Origin of the sequence: Schaalia sp., from assembly GCF_050312375.1 — a bacterium.
GTDB lineage: Bacteria > Actinomycetota > Actinomycetes > Actinomycetales > Actinomycetaceae > Pauljensenia > Pauljensenia hyovaginalis.
The window spans coordinates 33,269-55,704 of record NZ_JBNOYB010000115.1 but is presented as its reverse complement, the minus strand read 5'-3'; the positions used below and the strand labels follow the sequence as shown (position 1 = coordinate 55,704).

Sequence of the window (22,436 nt, the reverse complement as noted above, 5' to 3'; positions counted from 1 at the left end):
CACGCGCGGGCTGTTCCGCCCTCGTCCCCATTGTCGTCGGAATCTGAGAATCCTGCTTGATTCCGTGCCTTGGGCGACGTGACGATCCGGGGTCTCACTGTATTTTCATCACCCTGGAAATTTCTGCTCGCCCCTCCTAATTTCACGAGTGTGGAAATGATGCGAGAAGACCCCGACCGCAGCCCGCAGGCGACCACCGCGAAACAGACCCCCGACCACCCCTGCTCCCTCGGCATCGACGTGGGCTCGACGACGGTCAAGGCCGTCCTCCTCGACGCCGACACCATCCTCTTCGCCGACTACCGCCGCCACAACGCCGACGTCCGCGCCGAACTCGCCAGACTCCTCGCCGATATCGGAGCCGAGTACCCCGGCCTCGAAGTCCGCGCCGCGATCACCGGCTCCGGCGGCCTCGCCGCGGCCCGCGCCATGGGCATCCCCTTCGTCCAGGAGGTCATCGCCGGCACCGAATCCGCCAAACGCCTCCACCCCGAAGCCGACGTCATCATCGAGCTCGGCGGCGAGGACGCGAAACTCACCTACCTCCACCCCACCCCCGAACAGCGGATGAACGGCACCTGCGCGGGCGGGACCGGCGCCTTCATCGACCAGATGGCGACCCTGCTCAAGACCGACGCCTCCGGCCTCGACGAGCTCGCAGCGCGCCACACGCAGCTCCACCCCATCGCCTCGCGCTGCGGCGTCTTCGCCAAATCCGACCTCCAGCCCCTCATCAACCAGGGCGCCGCCCACGAGGACCTCGCCGCCTCGATCTTCACCTCCGTCGCCACCCAGACCATCGCGGGCCTGGCGAACGGACGGCCGATCCGCGGCACCGTGATGTTCCTCGGGGGCCCGCTCCACTTCCTCCCGCAGCTCCGCGCCGCCTACCGGGCCCTCCTGCCCAAGGCCGACGCCTTCATCACGCCCGAGAACGCCCAGCTCTACGTCGCGATCGGCGCAGCGCTCCTCGCCGAGCGCGACCACCGCCGCGCCCTCGCCGCCGCTTCCCCCGAGCCCTCCGTTCACGAGGGCGGGGCCGGCGAGACTGCGGGAGGCGCGACGAAGACCGATTCCGCCCGCCCTCTGCTCTCCCTCATCGATTCCCTCAAGACCGCGACGATCATCGCCGAATCCCCCCGCATGCGCCCCCTCTTCGCCAGCGAGGCCGAACGCGCCGAATTCACCGAGCGCCACGGCGCCGAGGTCATCGAGAAGGCCGACATCTCCCAGGCCCAGGGGCGCTGCTGGCTCGGCGTCGACGCCGGATCGACGACCATCAAAGCCGTCCTCATCGACGAATTCGACCGCATCGTCTTCACCCACTACGCCTCGAACGAGGGCGACCCCGTCGCCGCGGCCGTCGAGATCGTCAAGCGCGTCCGCTCCGAACTGCCCGCAGGCGCCGTCATCGGCCGCGCCTGCGCGACCGGCTACGGCGAGAACCTCGTCACCGCGGCCCTGACCATGGACGAGGGCGAGATCGAGACGATGGCCCACTTCCGCGCCGCCGAGCACATCGCGCCCGGCGTCACCTCGGTGATCGACATCGGCGGCCAGGACATGAAGTACCTGCGCATCCGCGATCGCGCGGTCGATTCGATCAGCGTGAACGAAGCCTGCTCCTCGGGCTGCGGCTCCTTCCTCCAAACCTTCGCCGAGACGATGGGGGTCGACGTCCGCACCTTCGCGAAGGCCGCGATGGACTCGACCTCGCCCGTCGACCTCGGCACCCGCTGCACGGTCTTCATGAACTCCTCCGTCAAGCAGGCCCAGAAGGAGGGCGCCGACGTCCGCGACATCTCCGCGGGCCTGTCCTACTCGGTCGTGCGCAACGCCCTCTATAAGGTCATCAAGCTCAAGGACCCCTCCGACCTCGGCGAGCGCGTCGTCGTCCAGGGCGGCACCTTCCTCAACGACTCCGTCCTGCGCGCCTTCGAGCTCCTCACCGGGCGCGAGGTCGTCCGCCCCGACATCGCCGGCCTCATGGGCGCCTACGGGGCCGCCCTCACCGCGCGCATGCACGACTCGGGGCAGGGCGAGTCGACCCTGGCGCGCATCGAGGACCTCGAGTCCTTCTGCGTCGAGACGACCCGCAAGACCTGCCGCCTGTGCCAGAACCACTGCCGGATGACGATCTCGACCTTCTCCAACGGCGAGCGCTCCGTGTCCGGCAACCGCTGCGAGCGCGGCGCCTCCCTCGAGCGCATCCCCAAGAAGTCCGAACTGCCGAACATGTTCGACTGGAAGTACAAGCGGATCTTCGGCTACCGGCGCCTCACGGAGGCGAAGGCCTTCCGCGGCGACATCGGCGTGCCCCGCGTCCTCGGCATGTACGAGAACTACCCCTTCTGGTTCACCATGCTCACGAAGCTCGGCTTCCGCGTCATGGTCTCGGGCCGCTCCAACCACGAGCTCTTCGAGACCGGCATGGAGTCCATCCCCTCGGAGAACGTCTGCTACCCGGCCAAACTCGTCCACGGGCACATCGAGTCCCTCCTCGACAAGGGGATCCGGACGATCTTCTACCCCTGCGTGAACTACGAGCAGGAATCGACCGGCGCGGACAACCACTTCAACTGCCCCGTCGTCGCGACCTACCCCGAGGTCATCCGCAACAACATGGAGCGCCTGAACGAGCCGGGCGTGAAGTTCATCAGCCCCTTCGTCAACCTCGGCAACCGCGACTACCTGCACGCCCACCTCGTGAGAACCTTCGCCGAGTACGGCTACGAGATCCCCCTCGAGGAGATGAGGGCCGCACTCGACGCCGCCTGGGACGAGGACGCGGCGGTGAAACGCGAGATCAGGGAGAAGGGCGAGGAGTCCATCGCCTGGATGCGCGCCCACGGGGTCCGCGGCATCGTCCTCGCCGGGCGCCCCTACCACCTCGACCCCGAGATCAACCACGGCATCCCCGAGGTCATCGTCGGCCTCGGCATGGGCGTCCTCACCGAGGACGCGGTCGTCGACGGCCGCCTCGAGCGGCCCCTGCGCGTGCGCGACCAGTGGAGCTACCACTCGCGCCTCTACGAGGCCGCCGCCCGTGTCGGCGACGAGCCCGACCTCGAGCTCGTCCAGCTCAACTCCTTCGGCTGCGGCGTCGACGCGATCACCGCCGACCAGGTCCAGGAGATCCTCGAAGGCCGCGGCGACGTCCACACGGTGCTGAAGATCGACGAGGTCTCCAACCTCGGCGCCGCGAAGATCCGGCTGCGTTCGCTCGATGCGGCCGTCGCTGAAAGGGCCTCCGTCTCCGAGCGCATCGACACCGCCCTCGTCGATCCCGCCGAAGCGGCCGCCGCGGCCGAAGGCGAAGGCGTCGCCGCCGGGCACATCCGCCCGCGCGCCGTCTTCACGAAGGAGATGTTCGACGCCGGCTACGAGATCCTCGCCCCCCAGATGGCGCCGATCCAGTTCCGCCTCGTCATGCCCGTCCTCAAGCGGGCCGGGTTCAGGGTCCGACTCCTCGAGCGCACGAGTCGCGACACCATGGAGACCGGCCTGAAGTTCGTCAACAACGACGCCTGCTACCCGGCGATCGTCGTCATCGGCCAGCTCATCGACGAGTTCGTCTCCGGGCGCGCCGATCCGGATCGCACCGCCGTCGGCATCACGCAGACCGGCGGCATGTGCCGTGCGACGAACTACGCGGCCCTGCTGCGCAAGGGGCTGCGCGACGCCGGGTACCCGCAGGTGCCCGTCATCGCGCTGTCGGTCCAAGGGCTCGAGGACAATCCGGGATTCCGGACGAGCCTGCCGATGCTTCACAAGGCGATCCAGGCGATCGTCATCGGCGACGCCCTCCAGTCGATGCTCCTGCGCGTCCGCCCCTACGAGGCGGTGCCGGGATCGGCGATGGCCCTCTACCGGCGCTGGGATGCGATCTGCCAGGAGTGGCTCCGGACCGGGGCGTCGCCGACTTTCGGGAAGCGGCTCGGCTACTCGCGCCTCATCGCGGAGTGCGTCAGGGAGTTCGACGCCCTCGAGCTCCTCGACATCCCCCGCAAGCCCAGGGTCGGTCTCGTCGGCGAGATCCTCGTGAAGTTCCACCCGGACGCGAACAACCACGCCGTCGACGTCATCGAATCCGAGGGCTGTGAGGCGGAGCTGCCCGGCCTCATGCAGTTCTTCCACAACTCGGTCGCGACTTCGCAGTGGGACAGGGAGAACCTCGGGATCGACGGGCGGGGCCAGAGGCTCTTGCCGCTCGCGCTGTGGGCGATGCTCCAGTACGAGAAGCCCGTGAAGAGGGCCTTCGCCGCGACGGGCGGCAAGTTCGAGCCGCACCGCGACGTGCGCGACATGGCCGCGCGCTCCCAGGAGATCGCCCGCCTCGGCAACCAGGCCGGCGAGGGCTGGTACCTCACGGCCGAGATGGTCGACATGATCGAGCACGGCTGTCCGAATATCATCTGCGCCCAGCCCTTCGCCTGCCTGCCCAACCACATCGTCGGCAAGGGCATGTTCCGAGCCCTGCGCACCCGCTACCCGGAGGCGAACATCGTCGCCGTCGATTACGACCCGGGTGCGTCCGAGGTCAATCAGCTCAACCGCATCAAGCTCATGCTCTCCACGGCGATCGAGCGCCGCAACGACACGGGGGATGCGGGCGGAGTCTTGCAGCTCCGCGCTTTCGCCCGCACGGGGGACGAGGGCGGGACGCCGCCGGGTGAGGGCGGGACAGCGGTGGGTGAGGGCGAGGGGCCGGAGCCCCCGGTCTGCGGCTGCGGGGGCGCCCGGTCGGCCTCGGCCTGCGGCGGCGCTTCGGGGGAGGAAAGGCCTCATCGGCCCGTCGATCTTGGAATGCCGAGCCTGCCCGGGCGACGAGGGGTTGCTTTCCGCTGACTCGCGCGGGGCGCGTGTCCGTGTCGCGGTGCCGCTTGTCGAGGAATGCCGATGTGGAACGGATCGCAATGAGCTGATCGAATTGGCGGGGTCGGTGGCGGGGGCGCTATACTGGTTCCCACTGGTAGCGTGTCCGAGCGGCCGAAGGTGCAGCACTCGAAATGCTGTGTGGTGTCACAGCCACCCTGGGTTCAAATCCCAGCGCTACCGCCACGGTTCTCCCCGTGATTCCGACGAGAAGTCGGAGTCGCGGGGTTTTCCGTATTGCGCGAAGCGCCCGCCGGGTGTGCGGCGCTCCGGGAGTCCGAGTGACTGCCCTCAGAAAAGCGGTCGGTCGTAGTGACCCTGTACGGCCCCGTTATCGACGTTCTCGATCTGCGTTACGTCGTGAGTGCGCTCGGGGCCTTTTCCAGCGTTCGGTCTTTTGTTCGGGGCCGTTTCCCCTAAGTGGAGGACAGTGGCGGTCAGGCGTAGTCGAATAGGTCGAGCGACCCGGTGAAATGCTCGCGGCTCATTGATGTCGTCCAGATCCGCGCATCGGTCTTGATGTTGCCGAAGGTGCGTTTGTCCGAAGGGTCTACCGTTTGACTGCTTCGATCTTCGAGGCGTTCAAGCGATGTGCTTCGTCGAGGGCGGGGGCTAGGTCGGTGTCTCGTGAGGCAAGGACGACGAGGTCGAATTGACCCGAGCGCGCGAGTCGGACGAGTGCGAGGGCGCACATGACATCGATGCCCTTCTCCCGCCGGGTTGAGCGGATCGGGGTCTTCTTCCCGTCGATCCGTTCCCACTCGTACTTCAAAGGGCGAAGGGTCGTAGAAACAATGCCCTTGTGTCCATGCTCCCACCGTGATTGCTGTTCAAGGTTGCGCCGATAGGCATCCGGATCGTCCTCGGGGATCGGAAGGCCTCGAAACACTTCCACGCGACACACCTCGGACTCGTGTTCGCCGTCCGTGTTGCGCGCCTTGGCGAGTTGCTTGGCTAAGCGGAATGGGGCGATCAAGCCTTCTTCGATAGGGCGCCCTGGAAGGAAGAGCTTCGACGCAGTGAGGTGAACGTTCTGGTAGTCGATGACAATGGCTATGCGCGCGATCATCGCGGGCCCTCCGGATGAAGTAAACCCCGCCAATCCCGGAGGATGACGGGGAGTTATGCGCTCACGGTAGTGGCACGATGCTTGCTTACGCAATCCCTTTGAGTCTTACGGTGTTCGCAGATGCCCGATCCCGTGACCCTTGAACGTCCGCATGCGGGCAGTCCCGTCGTTCAGGGCCTGGCACGGGCGCTTCGGGACGTCGCCGAGGGCGTTGCGCGGAGTCTTCACGATCGCAGGTGAAGGAGCGAGGCCGCCCGGTCAGGCCCTTCTCGCGGGATCGTCATGGGGTCGGATGCCGCAGGGCCCGCTGCGGCCCGCCTTTTCGTCCGCGCCTCCCGAATCGAGAGGCCCCTCGATTCAGTCGAATAAACGCAAAACTCTCGCTCGCGCCTAAAACTCAGGGGCGGGCGGAATCCCGGTGGATTCCGCCCGCCCCTCTGATGCGCGTGCTCAGCGCCTTCTCAGGCGACGCGAGCGAAGCATGACCAGAGCGCCTCCGACGAAGGCGAGCGCGAGGATCGCCGTCTGGATCTGGGCGAGGTCGGACACGCCGGTATGGGCGAGTCCGGCAGCGGCCAGATCGTTGGCGTCAGGGGTACAGGGCTTGCCGTCCGCATCGACCCACACCGTCGTCGAGCCCGCGGGGCCGATGGAGGGGCCGAGGTCGAAGTGCCCGTCACTGATGCCGTCTGCGGAACCGACGTCAATGGTGAGGACCGTCGAGCCGCTGAGCTCCGAACCGTCCTTCGCGCGGGTCGTCATCGTGATTCCGAGCTCGTAGCGCCCGGGCTTGGTGAAGACCCAGTTCGGGTGGACGTGGGTGTTGGGGGCGACCGTCGTGGAGCCGCTCGCGCTCCCGTCCCCTCCGGAGAACCAGATGCTCCCGACGCTCGCCGACAGCCCCCGCCCGAATTCGAACACCTCGAGCCTTCCGGGTCCGGAGAAGGAGGTGAGTGCGAAGGTCGTCGGCCCCTGGGCCTTCTCGCCGAGGCTGGGATGCTGGGTGTTGACCCCGATCCAGGGGACCCCGGCGACTTGCGACATCGAAATCATCCAGACGGATGATCCCTTGGAGATCGCGCCGATGTCCATGGGGACGGTCGCCTTCCCGGCATCGGAGATCGAGAAGGCCAGGCGCTGCGGATCCACCCATTCGCCGGGCGAGGTGCGGTCGTCCTTGATGCGGGGGAGGAGGGTATCGGCGCCCGAACCGCCGCTCTGCTTCGGGAAGCACTTCGCCTTGGCGACGCTCGGAGCCGAGGAGCTGTGAGCGGTCCCGCCGGAGGTCGAAGGAGTCGGGGAAGCCGAGGTGGAGCCCGCCGGGGAGACGGACGGCGACGGGGTTTCGACGGCCGGGGCTGCGGAGTCGGGCGAGGGCTTCTTCTCGGACTCGGGCTTCTTCTCGGGTTCGGGGGTCTTGTCGTCGCCGACCTTCCAGGTGTAGGTCGCGACCCGTGACAGCGCTTCGCCCGAGCCGTTGAGGGCCTTCGCCTTCGCCCGCACCTTCATCGTGTAGGTGCCGGGAGCGGAGAAGAGCCAGTTCGTGTGGACGTGGGCCGGGTGCGCCTGGCGGATCACCGATCCTGCGCCGATTTCGAGTTTGCCGTTCGTGAAGGCGGGCGTCACGCCCCCGAAGGTCTTCGTGTTGAACATGTACGCCTTGGCGCCCTCGGGAGCGCTCATCGAGACGATCTCGAAATCGACTGCTTCGAAGTCGGGTCGAACGCCGTTCGTGTCCCATCCGGGGAAGAGCATCTCCTGCTGCTTGAGGCCTCCCGCGTCGAGGAAGTACCCCGACTTCGGCAGGTTCGGTGCGATCTGCTTGTCGAAGGAGATGAAGGAGTTCTGGCCGATCCGCAAGGTGACATCGGCAGGATCGCGCAGGACCGGAGTGCCCTTCGAATCGTCCTTCGTCACGAGGTACAGCAATCCGTTCTTCGCGATCGCCGTGAACAGGTCGAGGTGCCCGTGGGAGATCTCGACCTTCTCGTCCACCGCTCCGATCGCCTTGGGCGAAGGCCCGAGGTCTTCCGGGGTCGAGGGGACCGGCGTGATCGGCTTCGAGGAGGAAGCGACGTTCATGACGGAGAAGGCGGTGGGATCTTCGCCGACCGGGCCTGCGGAGAGGTTGTACATGCCCGGCTTGAGCGAGGCGGGCAGGGCGAGGGAGAGGGTGGCCTTGCCGTCCTTGCCGACGGGGACGTCGGAGACGAGGGGCGTGCGCGTGAAGGGGGTGCTGAGCGCGGTGAGCGCGGCTTCGATCCGGCTGTCAGGGGTGAAGCCCTTGGCGAGGACCTCGACCGTCGCTCCCGGGGTGATCGACGCGCCCGGCGTTCGGATCTCGAGGCTCGGTTCATCATCGTCGGAATCGGGCTGATCCGGCGAGGGGGAATCTCCGGAGCCGACCGAGGGGTCGGCCGGGTTGGGCTCGACGATGAAGGTGTAGGTCTCCTCCGGGGACTTGAGTTCGCCCGAGCCGTCGGCCTTCGTAACGACCGCCTGGGCCTTGACCGTGTAGGTGCCGGGGCGGCTGAAGAGCCAGTATCCGTGGGTGTGCCCGCTGACGGGCAGAACCGCGCCCGCGGTGAGGTAGGGGCTGTTGTTCGTGAGAACCGGCGGCAGCGTCCCCTGCAGGGTCTGCGTTCCCGTCAGGACGATCCTTCCGGGGCCCTCCACCGAGGTGAAACGGACTTCGGCCTTCGAGAAGCCGTTGCCCGCGTAGTCGTCGATCGACCAGCCCGGGGAGTAGATGTTCATCGTGCGGCTCTGGGCGTTCGAGTGGTATCCGGCCGTCTCCTGGATGGAGCCCTTGAAGTTGCCGGTCTTCGCGTAGCGCTCCTTGACGAACACCATCGTTACCGAGGAGGGGACGCGGGCAGTCGGCTCTGAGGCGCTGACATCCTCCTTGAGGAAGAGCTGGGGGGTGCCTCCGCGGGTGCCGATGTAGAAGGCGTCCATGTGGCCGGACTTGAAGGTGACCGGAGTGGAGATCGGCGAGTAGCTGCCGCTTCCGCTGGGGGATCCGCCTTCCGGCTTGCCGCTCGGATCGTCCTCGTCGGAGTCGGAGTCGGAGTCGGTATCGTCGGAGTCCGCGTCGTCTGAATCGGTGCTGGAATCGTCCGAATCGCTGTCCGACTCGTCTTCGGATTCATCGGAGCCGGTGTTGTCGTCCGCGTCGTCCTCGTTGCCCGTGATCACCGGGGGCTCCGCCAAAGAGGTCTGCTTGACCTTGAAGACGGTCGTGAACGGTGCGGATTCCACGGTCTCCCCGGTGCTCTTCACGCCGACGGCCTTCGCCTGCAGGCGGTATTCCCCGGCGGCGGTGAAGAACCAGTGGGCGTGGGTGTGCCCGAAGACGGGCAGGGAGACGCCCGACTCGACGTAGTAGGTCCCGTTGGGGATCCCGCTGGTGCCGAATCCTTCGAGCGCCTTCGAGTCCTGCAGTTGATTGCCGAGGGCGGTGATCTCGCCGATCCGCTCGGTCGGGATGAGGAACTTTGCGAAGGGCTCCTCCGACGACAGCCTGTTCCCCATGATCGCGACCTCTCCGGGGCCCTGAACCGAGGTGAAGTCGATGCGCACGGAGCTGAATCCGTTCTCGCGGAAGGAGGGAGCCGACCATCCGGGTTCGAAGTAGTTGGCGTTCTCGGAGGCGGTGTAGTAGCCGACGTTCCCGCGATCGAGGTAGGGGGCGAAGGGCTCGTAGCGGCCGTAGGTGTCGGCGCTGATGACGAAGGCGACGTCGTCGGGATTGTGCTTCTGGTTGTGGATCCCGTTGTTGACGAGGACCTTTGGCGCCCCTGAGGCGGTCTCGATGTAGAAGGCGTCGGTGTGGCCCGCATCGATGTCAAGGCGTTCGCTCGCTTGAGCGGGTGGTGCCAGCATGGAAACGGCGACGGCGCATGCCAATAGCCCCGCCGCGATTCGCGACTTCGTGAATATCATCTCTGCTTCCTGTTGGTGGGTGCGACGAGTCGCGTGAAACCGCGTTTTCGCGGTGATCGATGCGACTGTTGAGCACATCCAGACTAATGAGATCGATTCTCAGTAGCAAGCGAGAGAGGTTATGCTCACCTTATGTCCCGGCCGGGGGGTCGGGCCTCCGGGAGCGGGACGATCCCCTCTCGAGTCTGTCAATCGAATGTCAGACTTGCTACGCTCGGCGCATGAGCACAGACTTCCTCGCTCGCGCCGAAGCGGCGGAGCGGAATTCGAGGGCCCGCGATGACGCGGACCGCCCGGCCTTCCATGTCGCGCCCCCCGTCGGGCGCCTCAACGACCCCAACGGCCTCATCGTCGACGGCGAGGACTACCACGCCTTCTTCCAGTACACGCCCGAGCATCCGCTCAAATTCGTCTACTGGGGGCATGCGGTCTCGAAGGACCTCGTCCACTGGGACTACCGGGCCCCCGCGATCCTCCCCGACTCCCATCAGGATGCCAATGGCGCCTACTCGGGCACGGCGATCGGCGTCGAGGGCGGCGTTGAACTCTGGTACACGGGGAATTACAAGGACCCTGGGACGGGGGAGCGCGAAGCGACCCAGTGCCTCGTCGAAACCTCGGACCTGCGGACCTTCGTGAAGACGCGCGAAGCGATCATCGCCCGCCAGCCCGAGGGCTACACCGCCCACTTCCGCGACCCGCAGGTCTGGAAGGATCCCGATGATCCCGCCGGGTCCTACCGGATGATGCTCGGCGTCCAGCGCGCGAACCTCACCGGAGCGATCCTCCTGTACCGTTCGAGCGACCGGAGGAACTGGGTCTGCGAGGGCGAGATGACCTTCCCCGATGCGGGCGGCGCCTTCGACGACTTCGGCTATATGTGGGAGTGCCCGAATCTCGTCCGCCTGCGCGACGAGGCGAGCGGCGATGTCCGTGACGTCCTCATCTTCTGCCCGCAGGGCATCAGCCCCGAGCGCGAGGGCTTCGAGAACGTCTTCCCCTGCGTCTACGTCGTCGGAAACCTCGTCGGCACTGAGCTGCGCGGCGCGGACGGCGCCTTCGAGGAGGTCGACAGGGGCTTCGAGTTCTACGCGCCCCAGGTGTACGCGCGCCGCGGCGCCGACTGGGGGGATTTCGACTCCGACGATCCGGCCCTCCTCATCGGCTGGGCCGGCAATGCGGGCGAGGACGATCAGCCCTCCATCGAGTCCGGCGGCTGGGTCCACTGCCTCACCAGTCCGCGCGCCCTCGCCCTCGTCTCGGGCCGCCTCGTGCAGCGCCCCTTCCTCCCCGGCCTGCCGCTCGTGCCGGCTTCGGCCCCCTCGATCGGCGAGGGCGGGGCCGGAGGCGTTGTCGAGCTCGAGGGGTCGAGGTCCTGGCGCTATTCGGCCTGCCTGAATCTGCCCGCCGCTTCCGCCCTCGTCCTTGAAGCGGAAAGTGGTGGGGGCGTGCGCATCCGGGTGACTCCGGAATCGCTCGAGGTGGATCGCTCCGCCTCCCGCTATCCGCACGGGGACGTGCGGCGAGTGGCCCTCGAGGCGGGCGAGGCCTCGCGCATCGAGGTCATCCACGACCGCTCGCTCACCGAAATCGTGCTCGGGGACGGGAGTCGGGTCTTCACCTTCCGCTCCTTCCTCACGGGTGAAGGCGCGGGCCTGCGCGTGCTCGTCGAGGGCGGTGCGGGAGTGGTCGCCGCTGAGTCCGCCCGCCTGGATTGAGGTGCCCCGTCTTTGCGGCGCGCCCTTCCCGCTTGGTGAAATCCCAGGTCAGGGCTCAAGCGGGGGAGTAGTCCTCGTCGGGGTCGGGAAAACCTGGGAAATTCGGGGGAATTCCGAGGGGAAATCCTTGCGCGAAGGGTGCGGGCGATCCTAGTATGTCAATCGATTGCTATACCGCCCGGGAGTCATGGTGACACCGTCGTCCTTCCCGGGTCCACCGAGAAAGGAACGTGGAATGGCAATGGATCACGCCAAGGTGGCATCCGAAGTCGTCGAAGCCGTCGGCGGGGCCGCCAACATCACCGCCGCCGCCCATTGCGCGACACGCCTCCGACTCGTCCTCGCGGACGAGAAGAAGATCGACCAAGCGGCCCTCGACGCCAACGAAGATCTGAAGGGGACCTTCGCCGCGGGCGGCATGTACCAGATCATCGTCGGCCCCGGCGACGTCGACATCGTCTACACGCACATGGTCGCCGACCACGGCGTCCGCGAAGTCTCCAAGGACGAGGCCAAGGAAGAGGCCGCGAAGACCGGCAACGTCTTCTCCCGCTTCATCAAGATGATCGCGGACATCTTCGTCCCGATCCTCCCCGCCCTCGTCGCCGGCGGCCTCATGATGGCGATCAACAACGTCCTCACCGCCCAAGGCCTCTTCGGCCCGAAGTCGGTCGTCGAGATGTTCCCCTGGGTCGCCGACTACGCGAACCTCATCAACATGGTCTCGGCCGCGGCCTTCGCCGCGCTCCCCGTCCTCGTCGGATTCTCCGCCGCGAAGCGCTTCGGCGGCAACGTCTACCTCGGCGCCGCCCTCGGCGCGGCGATGATCTCCGGCGACCTCCTCAACGCCTGGAATACGGGCGCGGCCCTCGCCGGACAGGCCGAAGTCCAGTACTGGCACATGTTCGGCATGGACGTCGCGAAGATCGGCTACCAGGCGCAGGTCATCCCCACGCTCGCCGTCACCTACGTCATGTGCCTCATCGAGAAGCAGCTCCACAAGCGACTGTCGGGCACGGTCGACTTCCTTCTCACCCCGCTCGTCACACTCCTCGTCACCGGCTTCCTCGCCTTCATCGCGATCGGCCCCGTCACCCGCATCCTCGCCCAGTGGCTCACCGACGGCATCAACTGGGGCTACACGACCCTCGGCCCGATCGGCGGCCTCCTCTTCGGCCTCGTCTACTCGCCGATCGTCGTCACCGGCCTGCACCAGTCCTTCCCCGCGGTCGAGATCCCGCTGCTGCCCGTCAACGGCGGCATCGGCGACTTCATCTTCCCGATCGCCTCCATGGCGAACATCGCCCAGGGCGCGGCCGCCCTCGCGGTCTTCGCCAAGACCCGCGACGCCAAGCTCAAGGGCCTCGCCGGCGCCGGCGGCGCCTCCGCCGTCTTCGGCATCACCGAGCCGGCGATCTTCGGCGTCAACCTCCGCCTGCGCTGGCCCTTCTTCATCGGCATGATCGCAGCCGCGATCGGCTCGGCGGGCGTCGCGCTCTTCGACGTGCGCGGCCAGGCCCTCGGAGCCGCCGGCTTCGTCGGCTTCGTCTCGATCATCCCGCAGGACATCCCCATGTACCTGCTCCTCGAGGTCGTCGTCTTCGCCCTGTCCTTCGCCGGCGTCTTCGTCTACGCCTCCTCGAAGGGGCGCGCCGACATGCAGGCGAAGAGCGTCGTCCCGGCCGATGCCGCCGATGCCCCGGCCGTAGCTTCGATCCTCGACGCCCCGGCCGCCGCGCCCGCGAGCGGCACCGCCGCCGCATCCTCTCCGGCGCCTGCGAGCGGCGCGCTCCCGTCCGTTGCGGCCAGAGCTGCCGCCCTCGTCGAGCTGCCCGCCGAGGCCGCGAACGACTACACCGTGACCGCGCCCCTCGCAGGAAGGATCGTCCCCCTCGAATCCGTCAAGGACGAGTCCTTCGCCCGCGGGCTCCTGGGCCCCGGCGTCGCGATCGCGCCCGCGGGCGGGGTCGTGGTCTCCCCGGTCGACGGCGTCGTCACCGTCGCCTTCGGCACGGGCCACGCCTACGGCCTCAAAGCGGCCTCCGGAGTGCAGGTCCTCATCCACATCGGCATGGACACCGTCAAGCTCGAGGGCAGGGGCTTCACGCCCCGCGTCGCCAAGGGCGACACGGTCCGTCGCGGTGACGTCCTGGCCGAGGTCGACTGGGATCTCATCCGTGAAGCCGGCTACGACACGATCACCCCGGTCGTCGTGACGAACAAGAAGAAGTTCGACGCCGTTGCGCCCCTCGCCCAGGGCGCGGTGGATCTCGGCGAGGAGATCCTCGCGATCTCCCCGAAGGCCCCCACGGCCTGAGTCGATCAGCCCTCCGTGAGGGGGAGCGCCCCGCCGGGCGCTCCCCCTCACGTCGTTCGGAACAGGATCAGGCGGTCCAGCCCTCGATGAGCGTCACCGGGAACTCGACGGTCCGGGCGATCGCATCGTCCTCGTCGGCGGGGGAAGCGGCTCCCCCGTCCCGCTCGGTCGATCGCGGCGAGGCGATCTGCTCCACCAGGATCTCGACCGCCTTGCGCGCGAGGAGGTCCAGGGGCTGGCGGATCGTCGTGAGGCCGGGCAGGGCCCGCCTCACGGTGCCCGTCCCGTCGAAGCCGATCACGCGCAGATCCCGGGGGACCTCCAGATCGCGCTGACGCGCCCACTCGATCACCTCCGCTGCCGCGAGGTCATCGGTTGCGAAGACCGCATCGATCATCTCAGCCGCGCCGTCCAAGCATTCGGCGACCAGGATCGGCCGCTCCTGCGCGGGGGTGTGGAAGGGCACTTCGAGGACGATCGGCTCGATTCCCGCTTCTTCCAAGACGGAGCGGTAACCGTGCTCGCGGAGATTGAGCGGATGCGAGCGGGAGGTGAGCAGCGCTGGCCTGCGCGCGCCTGCGTCGAGGAGGCGCCGGGTGGCCATTCGGCCGCCCGCCTCGTTCTCGCACCTGACGTTCGGGATCCGCGGCGACAGGGTCCGATCGATCGTCACCAGGGGCATGCGGATCGAGTGGTATTCGTCAAGATCCTCATTGTGGGCGCCGGAGATGATCCCGTCGACGCGATTGCCGACGAGAAGGTCCAGATAGTCGCGCTCCCGATCCGAGCGCCCCATCGAGTTGCAGATGAGGATGCGGTAGCCGTGCTCCGCGAGGGCGTTCTCGATCTCGACCGCGAGCTCCCCGAAGAAGGGGAGGGCGACGGTGGGGACGATGAGCCCGATCGTCTGGGTCGACTTGCCGTGGAGGGAGCGCGCGACCTGGTTGGGGCGGTAGCCCAGGTGCTGGATCGCCGCGGCGACCTTGTCCTTCGTCGCCTGGGAGAGGTAGCCCCGGTTGTTGAGGACGCGGGACACCGTCGTCAGTGAGACCCCCGCCTCTTTGGCGACATCTGCGAGAGTCGGTTCCGACGGTTGTGCCACCCCTGGTCCTCCATTGCTTCGCCGTGAATCCCGCTTCGGATTCCGCGTGTGAGCGCTGATCTGTCGGGGGACAGTCTAGTCTCGCCCTCCCCGCGCGGGTTCCGAAGCGCTGGAGAGCGCGCCCGTTTTCCGCCGGAACTTCGGGAATCCGCGAGCCCTTGACCTTCGAGATGCGCGATCGGGTATCCGTATCGCTCCAAACCCCATACGATGAAGGCAAGAATCGGCTCTGTCCAACGATGGACAGAACCATGAGCGGAAGGAAAGCCCATGATCTCCCGTACCGTTGCCGTCGCTTCCTCGGTCGGTCTTCACGCCCGCCCCGCGGCCCTCCTCGCAGAAGCGGTCGACGACTCCGGCGTCGACATCACCATTTCCTTCAACGGGGACGAAGCCGATGCCGCCTCCCTGCTCGAGATCATGACCCTCGGCGTCAAGCACGGCGATGAGGTCACCCTCTCCACCGACGACGATTCCGCGGGCGACGTCCTCGATTCCCTCGTCGCCCTCCTCTCCCGCGACCTCGACAAGGAGTGACGATGACCGAGCACGCCGTCCTCCACGGAATCGGTGTTTCGGCCGGAACAGCTTCGGGCAAGGCGGCCATCGTCCGCCCCGCGCCGGGCGTGGATCCCGACGAACTGCCGAGCGCCGATCCGGCGGCCGACGGCGCGCGCGTCCGCGCCGCCCTCGCCGTCGTCTCCGCTTCCCTCAAAGAACGGGCGGAGAAGGCCCCTGAGGAATCAGCGCCGATCCTCAATGCGACCGCACAGCTCGCAGCCGATCGCGGCCTGGCCAAGGCCGTCGACAAGAAGCTGAAGAAGGGGCTGGGCGTCACCCAGGCCGTGCACGCGGCCGTCGAGGAGTACGCGGAGATGCTCAAGAGCCTCGGCGGCTACATGGCCGAACGCGCCACCGACCTGTATGACGTGAGGGACCGGGCGATCTGCGAGCTGCGCGGACTGCCCGCTCCGGGCGTGCCCGTCTTCGATGAGCCGGTCGTCCTCGTCGCCCACGATCTCGCGCCCGCGGAAACGGCGACCCTGGACCCCGCGACCGTCAAGGGCATCCTCACCGAAGTCGGAGGGCCGACCTCGCACACGGCGATCCTCGCCGCTCAACTCGGCATCCCCGCGATCGTCAAGGTGAAGGGGATCCTCGAGGTCGAAGAGGGGGAACTGCTCGCGCTCGACGGCGGGGTCGGAGAGGTCGTCGTCTCGCCGACCGCGGAGGAGATCGAGCAGCTTGAAGAGCGCTCCCGGCGTCGGGCGACGGCCCTCGCCGGCTCCTCCGGCGAGGGGGCCACCTACGACGGGTACCGGGTGAAGCTCCTCGCCAATATCGGCACGGTCGACGACGCCCAGCGCGCCGCGGCCTTCGATCTGGAGGGCGCGGGCCTCTTCCGCACGGAGTTCCTCTTCCTGGATCGCGCCGAAGCCCCTTCGCTCGACGAGCAGATCGCGACCTACACGCAGGTGCTCGACTCCTTCGGCGAGCGCCGCGTGGTCGTCAGGACCCTCGATGCGGGTGCCGACAAGCCGCTGAGCTTCGCCGACCTCGGCCCCGAGGCGAACCCCGCGCTCGGACGCAGGGGCCTGCGCCTGTGCCAGGCCCGTGAAGACCTCATCGACACGCAACTCGCGGCCCTCGCCGCCGCCCACACCAAGACCAAGGCCGATCTGTGGGTCATGGCTCCGATGGTGTCGACTCTTGAAGAGGCCGAATGGTTCGCCGAGAAGGCCCGGGGCGCGGGTCTTCCGAAGGTGGGCATCATGATCGAAGTCCCCGCGGCCGCGGTCCGTGCGAACCACCTCCTCGACGTCGTCGATTTCGCGTCGATCGGCACGAACGACCTCACCCAGTACACGATGGCCGCCGATCGGATGGACGGCGAGCTCGCCCCGCTGTTGAGCTCCTGGCAGCCCGCGGTCCTCCAGATGATCAAGTTCGCCTGCGAAGGCGGTCGCGCGACCGGGAAACCGATCGGCGTGTGCGGCGAGGCCGGGGGCGATCCGCTCCTCGCGCTCGTCCTCACGGGCCTCGGCGTGGCGTCCCTGTCCATGGCCCCCTCGAAGGTCAACGCCGTGCGGGCCGCGCTCCGCCTCCACGACCTCGCGACGTGTCAGCAGATGGCGGCCTTCGCCGTCGACGCGCCGACCGCCGAGGAGGGGCGCGCCAACGTGCTGAAGCTCGTCTCCCCGACGATGCTCTCGCTCATCTGAGAGTGGAGACGGCCCGGCATCCGGACCGGTGGGGGATGACGAAGGGGGTCGCACCATGCGGTGCGACGCCCGAGTCCGTCGAGGAATGCCGAGGGCTGCGCCCGCCCTCGACGATCCGAAGAAGGGCGGAAGCGGTGCCGTGACTCGGATCAGGCGGTGACCATGCCCGTGTAAGAACGGGCGTTCGCGAAGCGGGCGGCGACATCCGCCCAGTTCACGACGTTCCACCACGCCTTGACGTAGTCGGCCTTGACGTTTAGGTAGTCGAGGTAGAAGGCGTGCTCCCACATGTCGAGCATGAGGAGAGGAACGGTCGCGACAGGGATGTTGCCCTGCTGATCGGTGAGCTGATAGGTGACGAGGCGGCGGCCGAGCGCGTCCCAGGCGAGGACGCCCCAGCCCGAGCCCTGAAGGCCGAGGGCGGCGGCTGCGAACTGCGCCTGGAACTTCTCGAAGGAGCCGAAGAAGTCATCGATCGCGCTCGCGAGTTCGCCCTCGGGGCGGCCCTGGCCCTCGGGGGTCATGTTGAGCCAGAAGATCGAGTGGTTCGTGTGACCGCCGAGATTGAAGGCGAGGTTCTTCTCGAAGAGGTTGACGGCGGCGAAGTCGCCCGACTCGCGTGCGGCCTCGAGCTTTGCGAGAGCGGCGTTGGCGCCGGCGACGTAGTTCGCATGGTGCTTGTCGTGGTGGAGCTCCATGATCCGCCCGGAGATGTGGGGTTCGAGGGCGGCGTAGTCGTAAGGGAGATCGGGGAGGGTGTAGACGGACATGTCGACTCCTTAAGTGAGGTCGCTGCGGCTCTGGTGAGCCCTGCACACGAATTAGGCTACAGGTCTTTAGTCCTATTCGGGAGGGGGTTGGCGTGTGAGCCGTGTTCCTTTCGCTCAGAGCGCACCCCTCCCGCTCGGAGCGCCGTCGAAGACGTGGTCGCGCCCGGCTCAGCCCCGCTGGGGCGGGAGGGCCTTCAGGCGTGCGCCTTCTTCGGCACCAGCTTCGAGATCCCCAACCACGCGTAGGCGATGAGTGAGCCCCAGAGGAGTCCGAAGAGTCCTGAAAGAAGCGTCTCCATCGTCCACCTCGCGGCCCCGCCCCATGCCTCAACCAGGTGGACCGCCTGTTCGACGAAATGGTGCAGCGGATCGAATCCGAGGTCGGAAAGGGATGCGATGACGATGTGTCCGCCGACCCAGAGCATCGCGACCGTGCCGACGACGCCGATCACGGTGAAGACCTTCGGCATGACTGCGACCAGGGAGCGCCCGAAGTTCGCGACCGCTCCGTCGCGCTCTGCAAGACGAAGCCCGAGGTCGTCCATCTTCACGAGGATCGCGACCAGGCCGTACACAAAGAAGGTCATGAAGAAGGCGACGAACACCATGATCCCGACGCGGACCGCGTTGGATTCGGCGGTGACATTCGCCAGGGAGATGAGCATGATCTCGGCCGAGAGGATGAGGTCGGTGCGGGTCGCGGATGACACGATGCCCTTCTCGACCTCGTCCGGGGTCTTCGCTTCGACCCTGTCGCCGTGTTCGGCGTGCTCGGGGTACAGGCGCAGCTTGGCCAGGACCTTCGCGGCGCCCTCGAAGGAGAGGAATGAGCCGCCGATGATGAGCAGGAGCGGCAGGGCCCAGGGCGCGATCCATGTGAGGAGGAGGGCGGCCGGCAGGATGATCGCGAGCTTGTTGATGAGCGATCCGCGCGCGATCCGTTTGATGATCGGGAGTTCGCGACTCGGATCGAGGCCCGATACGTACTGCGGAGTGACCGCTGTGTCGTCGATGACGACTCCGACCGCTTTGGAGGAGGCCTTCGCCGCGCCCGCCGCGATGTCGTCGAGCGAGGAGGCGGTCGCCTTCGCGAGCGTGGCGATGTCGTCGAGGAGGGCGATGAGTCCGCCGGCCATGTGAATCCTTGAGGTCGAGGAGCGAGGGCGCGGGTGCGCCTGCGCCCATCATGCCAGGCCGGATCCCCCGTGCGCCCCGCAGAGGAGGTGTCCTGCTGCGTGCTTCGCGGCACTTTTCAGCCCGAGAGCCATCAGAAAAGGCCGTGAAGCAAGCAGCGGGATCCCGAGGGCGTTGGAGCGAGGGCGCCTCCCTTGCGCTCACTCACAGGCGATGCCGTCGCCATCGCGGTCGAGTTTGCGGGAGTACCCGGGATCTCCTGCGTAGAGAGGGGTCACACCCGCTGCTCGGGCGGCGGAACAATTCGGGTAGTAGGCGCTCGGAGTGCTCACCAGGGGCGCGGGGGTCTGCTGTGCGGCTTGTCGTGCGGCTTCTTCTGCTGCCTGTTGTTCGGCTTGTCGTGCGGCTTCTGCCTCCGCTGCTCGCCGGGCGGCTTCTTCTGCTGCTCGCTGTTCGGCTCGTCGTGCCGCTTGTCTTGCGGACTGCTGATCCTCGGTCTTCGAGGAGGTCTTCACCGGTGTCTTCGCTTTGCCTGCCGACGCGGGAGCGTCGACGAGAGTCGGCGCCTTCTGAGGGGGAGTCCGATCATCGTTGACGAGCCCACCGATTCCTCCGAAGACGAGGGCCACGGCGAGCACACCGAGGATCTTGCGGCGGACCGGATGGGGGGGCTCATGACTCGGATCTCCTTCACTCTCACTTGACGAGATGAGCTCAGAGTATGACAACGAGTGGATCGGAGGGGCGGATTCGCGCGGAATGAGCGACCGTGAGCGCTCCCGCTCCCGGCTTCGCAAGAGGGCATGCGTGGGGCGGGAGGGGCTCCTACGGGCTCTCTCGATACGCTTGGCCCATGACTGCGAACGACGCCCCGATTCTCGACGGTGCCCTTATCGCCGCGCTCCGCGCGGATCTGGCGGAGGCCGGATGGACGGTCGACGTCCTCGAGGAGATCCTTTCGGATCGGGCCCGCGCTGCCCTCGCGCGCGAGCAGCGGCTCCCGGCTCTCATCGAGCTCGAAGGCCGGGACGATCCTGCTTCGGTCCTCACCCGCCTCTTCGTGCTCGGCAGCATCGAATCCGAAGCGGTCCTGGTCGCGGCCCTTCCCCGCCTCGGCGTCCGCGGAGCGCGCGCCCTCGGCCTCGTCGCCCCCGCTGAGGAGGGCGGGGCCGCTGCGGGCCTCAGCGCCCTCTTCGACCTGCGGCCCTACGCGGCGATGCTCGGCGTCACCGGTGTTTCAGACGATGCGGCTGGGGAGGTCGCCTGGTGGATCGCCTCCGACATCCCGGGATCGCGGGCGGGCGGGCCGTTGAGGCCCGATCACGTCCTCGGCGTCGGCGGCGCCTCGACGAGCCTCCTCGAGATGACGATCCGCGATCGCGTCGACTCCGCCCTCGACATGGGGTGCGGCTGCGGCATCCAGGCGATGCACCTGACGACTCACGCGCGCAGGGTCGTCGCGACGGACCTGTCGGCGCGCGCCTGCGCCTTCACCCGTTTCAACGCGGCGCTCAACGGCCTCGACATCGAGGTTCGCGAGGGCTCCCTCTTCGAACCGGTCGCGGGCGAGGCCTTCGATCTCATCGTGACGAACCCGCCCTTCGTCATCACTCCGGACTCGCTCCGCGGCGCGAGGGGCCTCCTCGAATACCGCGATGGGGGGATGAGTCGCGACGGGCTCGTCCGCACGGTCGTGCGCTCGGGCCCCGAACACCTCGTGCCCGGCGGGATCCTCCAGCTCATCGGGAACTGGGAGATCCCCGCCGAGCATGATCCCGACGCCGAATGGGGTCTGCGGCTCGAGGAGTGGTTCGAGGGCCTGGCGGTCGATGCGTGGATCGTCGAGCGCGACGTCCTCGATCCTGCGCGCTACATCGAGATGTGGCTCCAGGACGCCGATCCGACGGGCGTTGCGAACGAGGGGGCCTACCGCGCGTGGCTCGCGGACTTCGACGCGGCGGGCGTGGGCGGCATCGGCATGGGTTTCATGGCGATCCGGCGCCACATCGGCGACGAGGGCGCGCCGGTGCTGAGATTCGAGCTTGGCCTGGCGGGGGCGAGGCCGAGAGGGGCCGATGTCGCGCGGACTCTGCGGGCGCTGCGCCTCCCGGCCGATCTGGCGCCCCTGCGGCTCGAACGCGCCGAGGACGTCACCGAGGAGCGCCACTACGTGCCGGGCAGCGCCGATCCGCAGGTGATGATCCTCCACCAGGGCTCGGGTCTGGGGCGTTCGATCATGGTGGGTACGGCGGTGTCGGCGCTCGTGGGCGCTTCGGACGGCGAGTTGGAGGTCGGCCAGATCATCGCCGCCGTCGCGATGCTCACCGAGCGCGACGCCGATGAGGTGCGCGCCGAGATCGATGAACCCGTCCGTGGACTCCTCCGTGCGGGAATGCTCAGGATCGTCGGGGACTGAGCGATCGGGCGGCGTCCGGGGCGCTCAGGATTGCCTAGCGGAGGAAGCGGTCCACCTCCGCAGCGAAATCGTCGGCGTACTGGAATATCGATCCGTGCCCGGCGTGCGGGTAGATGACGAGTGCGCTCCCCGGGATCCTCTCGTGCATGACGGAGGAGTTCGCGGTCGGAACCTGGAGATCCTCATCGCCGTTGACGATGAGCGTCGCTTGGGTGATATGCGCGAGCGAGTCGGGAAGAGCCCGCCCCCATCGTTTGATGGCCCGGAGCTGGGCGATGAAGTGGGGAACGCTCATCTTCGCATCCGCGTGCTCGGGTCGTCGGCGCGCCATCCGTCCCAGGACCTCTGCCGCCTTCTCGCCGCCCGCCCGGTCGTGGGGGTAGAAGATATAGCGCTTCGGATCCTGGCGCGTGATCAGGCCCTGCGCCATGAACCGGAAGGTCTTGCCGGTGACTTTGTCCATTTCTTTCCCGCCCCGCGGCCCGGTGCCGGCGAGGATGAGGCGCGTGACGAGTTCGGGTTCGGCGCGCACGATCTCCTGGGCGATCATGCCGCCCATGGACAATCCGAGGAGGTTGATCTCGGAGAATCCGAGCGCGTGAATGATCGTGATCGCCTGACGGGCCATGAGCGGGATCGTCGCGCCGACGCTTCCGCCGCTGGCCCCGACGCCGGGAAGGTCCATGACGATGACGTGGCGGTCGGCGGCGAGGAGATCGATGAGCCGCGGGTCCCACTCGTCCATGGTCGCGGCGAGGTGGGTGAGCATGACGAGCGGAATGCCGGGCATGTCCCCTCCGGCTTCCCGGTAGGCGATCTTCTCGCCGTCAACCGTGAGGTAGGAGTTGGGAGTGGAGATGTAGGACAT

The 22,436-nt window shown here is 67.6% G+C and carries 13 protein-coding genes and 1 tRNA gene; 7 read left to right on the top strand and 7 right to left on the bottom strand.

All coding sequences use genetic code 11. The features are described 5' to 3' along the window. Positions 1 to 159: 159 nt before the first annotated feature. Both ACQY7V_RS09320 and ACQY7V_RS09315 read left to right on the top strand, forming a co-directional pair. Complete coding sequence (locus ACQY7V_RS09320) at positions 160 to 4,848, top strand: acyl-CoA dehydratase activase-related protein (protein ID WP_428639974.1); 4,689 nt, start codon at positions 160 to 162, stop codon at positions 4,846 to 4,848. Positions 4,849 to 4,971: 123 nt separating this feature from the next. Next, a tRNA-Ser gene (locus ACQY7V_RS09315) sits at positions 4,972 to 5,061 on the top strand. 364 nt (positions 5,062 to 5,425) lie between these two features. On the opposite strand, the gene ACQY7V_RS09310 is transcribed toward ACQY7V_RS09315, so the two are convergent. Both ACQY7V_RS09310 and ACQY7V_RS09305 read right to left on the bottom strand, forming a co-directional pair. Next, a complete protein-coding gene (locus tag ACQY7V_RS09310) occupies positions 5,426 to 5,944 on the bottom strand; it encodes an NYN domain-containing protein (protein WP_428639961.1) in 519 nt (172 codons plus the stop codon). Positions 5,945 to 6,394: 450 nt separating this feature from the next. Continuing rightward, complete coding sequence (locus ACQY7V_RS09305; protein ID WP_428639958.1) at positions 6,395 to 9,889, bottom strand: TIGR03773 family transporter-associated surface protein; 3,495 nt, start codon at positions 9,887 to 9,889, stop codon at positions 6,395 to 6,397. Positions 9,890 to 10,110: 221 nt separating this feature from the next. Between ACQY7V_RS09305 and ACQY7V_RS09300 the strand changes: the two genes are divergently transcribed. Beyond that, positions 10,111 to 11,607 carry a glycoside hydrolase family 32 protein gene (locus tag ACQY7V_RS09300; protein WP_428639956.1) on the top strand — a complete coding sequence of 499 codons (1,497 nt, stop codon included), beginning with the start codon at positions 10,111 to 10,113 and terminating at the stop codon, positions 11,605 to 11,607. Between the two features lie 235 nt (positions 11,608 to 11,842). Further along, positions 11,843 to 13,924, top strand: a complete 2,082-nt coding sequence (locus ACQY7V_RS09295; protein WP_428639954.1) for a sucrose-specific PTS transporter subunit IIBC — start codon at positions 11,843 to 11,845, stop codon at positions 13,922 to 13,924. Positions 13,925 to 13,991: 67 nt separating this feature from the next. On the opposite strand, the gene ACQY7V_RS09290 is transcribed toward ACQY7V_RS09295, so the two are convergent. Further along, positions 13,992 to 15,026, bottom strand: a complete 1,035-nt coding sequence (locus ACQY7V_RS09290; protein ID WP_428639952.1) for a LacI family DNA-binding transcriptional regulator — start codon at positions 15,024 to 15,026, stop codon at positions 13,992 to 13,994. A 270-nt stretch (positions 15,027 to 15,296) separates the two neighbouring features. On the opposite strand from ACQY7V_RS09290, the gene ACQY7V_RS09285 reads away from it, so the two are divergent. Continuing rightward, positions 15,297 to 15,563 (top strand): HPr family phosphocarrier protein, encoded by a 267-nt coding sequence (locus ACQY7V_RS09285; protein ID WP_235361503.1) that lies wholly within the window; start codon positions 15,297 to 15,299, stop codon positions 15,561 to 15,563. Positions 15,564 to 15,565: 2 nt separating this feature from the next. Further along, on the top strand, positions 15,566 to 17,248 hold the full coding sequence (gene ptsP / locus ACQY7V_RS09280) for a phosphoenolpyruvate--protein phosphotransferase (RefSeq protein WP_154475340.1): 1,683 nt from the start codon (positions 15,566 to 15,568) through the stop codon (positions 17,246 to 17,248). Positions 17,249 to 17,397: 149 nt separating this feature from the next. Here ptsP and ACQY7V_RS09275 read toward each other — a convergent pair whose 3' ends face one another. The 3 genes from ACQY7V_RS09275 to ACQY7V_RS09265 all read right to left on the bottom strand — a co-directional run bounded on the left by ACQY7V_RS09275 (position 17,398) and on the right by ACQY7V_RS09265 (position 19,790). Continuing rightward, positions 17,398 to 18,018 (bottom strand): superoxide dismutase, encoded by a 621-nt coding sequence (locus ACQY7V_RS09275; protein ID WP_320835929.1) that lies wholly within the window; start codon positions 18,016 to 18,018, stop codon positions 17,398 to 17,400. 194 nt (positions 18,019 to 18,212) lie between these two features. Next, positions 18,213 to 19,154 (bottom strand): DUF808 domain-containing protein, encoded by a 942-nt coding sequence (locus tag ACQY7V_RS09270; RefSeq protein ID WP_428639948.1) that lies wholly within the window; start codon positions 19,152 to 19,154, stop codon positions 18,213 to 18,215. A 198-nt stretch (positions 19,155 to 19,352) separates the two neighbouring features. Next, the gene (locus tag ACQY7V_RS09265) at positions 19,353 to 19,790 is read right to left on the bottom strand and encodes an excalibur calcium-binding domain-containing protein (protein WP_428639946.1); all 438 of its coding nucleotides are present in this window, start codon (positions 19,788 to 19,790) and stop codon (positions 19,353 to 19,355) included. 215 nt (positions 19,791 to 20,005) lie between these two features. Between ACQY7V_RS09265 and ACQY7V_RS09260 the strand changes: the two genes are divergently transcribed. After that, positions 20,006 to 21,568, top strand: coding sequence for a DUF7059 domain-containing protein (locus ACQY7V_RS09260; protein ID WP_428639943.1), 1,563 nt, complete (start codon positions 20,006 to 20,008; stop codon positions 21,566 to 21,568). A 34-nt stretch (positions 21,569 to 21,602) separates the two neighbouring features. Here the strand turns inward: ACQY7V_RS09260 and ACQY7V_RS09255 are convergent, their stop codons facing one another. Next, complete coding sequence (locus ACQY7V_RS09255) at positions 21,603 to 22,436, bottom strand: alpha/beta fold hydrolase (protein ID WP_235361508.1); 834 nt, start codon at positions 22,434 to 22,436, stop codon at positions 21,603 to 21,605.